This is a genomic window from Endozoicomonas sp. SESOKO3 (genome assembly GCF_024606255.1).
Genome location: NZ_JAHHPR010000390.1, coordinates 1 through 1871 on the forward strand (window position 1 = coordinate 1; position 1871 = coordinate 1871).

Consider the following 1871-nt stretch of genomic DNA (forward strand, 5'->3'; position numbering starts at 1 on the left):
GTTCAATAACCCGTTGAGCCGCTGATAAAGCTCGGGGGAGATCCTGTCAGGCAGGGAACTCAGCGCACTGACCTCTGCCATAAGCAATTTCCCGGCCATGGCCTCGGCCAGATCTCCCGGGATGGCGGACTGCCGGGCATATTGCAGGAAATTCCCTGCAAACCGCTGCCGGGTGGCGTTGTCCATCTTGTCAATGACGGCATTAATCTGACCGGTAGCGTCAATGTCCTTAAATTCAGTAGCATCATAAAAGCGCGACAGCTGTGACAGGTAAGCCCGTGTGCCCGAAGCGTTTTCACCGGGGTTAAGGGGTTGCCGTAACAGCTTCTTCAGGCCATCCTGTGACTGGGATGACATGACCGGGAAAGGATTGCCGGGACCCGCTGGGGTGATTTTTATATAACGACTGTCACCGTCCGACATGACGACATGACGAGGACTGCTGGCGAGGGTTTTAATGGTCTTATCCTGCCCCGGTAAAGCTTGAACAGACGATTGGCCGTCATTGTCCCGGCGGTAAACCCACTGCACAGGCAACTGGAACGGCTTCCCGACTTGCTCTCGCAGTTTTACTGCCTCATTGAATACGGTGTGCACATCTTGTTTCATATTGGCCAGCTGGCCAGTGTTAAAATGCTTCCAACCCAGCCCCCGGGCAACTTCGGCACAGGCCCCCTCCAAGGCGGCGGCCAGGTTTTTTTCCGTTGCCAAAATCCCGCGTGGAAGAAGATTCAGAATTTTGATGGCATCAATGTCGCTGTAAGGCAGTATGGACGCTACTGCATCGGCCAATCCCGCGTGTATCTGGCTGGTTGGCTGGCCGTTGCTCCCCAGAACCTGGTCCATCTTCCAGTAGATAAAATGAACCAGCAGGGACTTCAGGTAATCGCTGGCAACGAGCCTTAGTTGGTGAGATTTGGCAAGGTTCTCTTTTTGTTGTGACAGCAAGTTTTCAGCTGCTGCCCGGCTTAACCCAAGCAGGGTGGAGTCGAGCAGGGATTCCAGGCCGGAACCGACTCTCGACCATGCCCGGTAATCAACATCGACCATGACAGAGGCAGGAGGCAGAGGGCTATAGGTGGCGACGGTATTATCAAATTGGCGACCCGAGGGAACGGCGGGTACCGGATTTTTCTCACTGAGAACCTTGTTAAAAAGAGTGCGGTCACTGTTACTGATCGCCACCTCTCCTTTAGAAAGCAGTTCCGATGTTGCCTTCACTTTATCGCTGTCATGGCGTCTTAAATATTGCAGCGCCCGGCGGTAATCCGCTTCAGTCCCCTCAGCCAGCTCCAGGTTATGATGGCCTTTGACCAGCCGCTGATAGAGGCTTGTTTTTGAAGGATGAGCAGCCGCCAGAGTCAGTTCGTACTGACGGGTCAGCCCAACAGGGCGCTGCTCACTGTCGGGCACTGTCCCGGTGTTTATCCCAAAGCGCTGCCGCACCTGCTGGCGCAATGCTGACAGCGATGCGCCGCCGCCCTCAAGAGCCTTCAACAGACTGGCACCGAACAGGCTTGTCAGGGTTTCCCGGAAAATGAACGGCTTGATACTCTCCCCGTCCCGCGTGCCCAGCAGTAACCGGGCATGACTGTTGTCTTCCGCGCTGATTTCGACACGGCTGTCTACCAAAGGCCAGTGAGGCCTGAGGCTGACTTTCACCCTAAAGGAGCTGCCATCGGGAATGCCCGACGCTTTGATCGGGCTCACAAGCCCTTGTAGCAGGTTTGCTAAACGTGGCGCTCTCATTCCCCGGGCAATGCGTTGAATGTCTTTTTGTAACGGCTGTTCGCCAATGGTGCCCTCACGTTGCATCCTGCGATAGTCATCCATTTGAACAACCAGCCTGATCGGCACAAGACGGTCAGGCC

At 55.3% G+C, this 1871-nt stretch carries 1 protein-coding gene; it reads right to left on the minus strand.

The genetic code is table 11. From position 1 onward, the window contains the following. Nucleotides 1–1833 (minus strand): hypothetical protein (locus KDK18_RS06760; RefSeq protein ID WP_257254112.1); only part of this gene is annotated, 1833 nt, incomplete at its 3' end. Between the last annotated feature and the right edge of the window lie 38 nt (nt 1834–1871).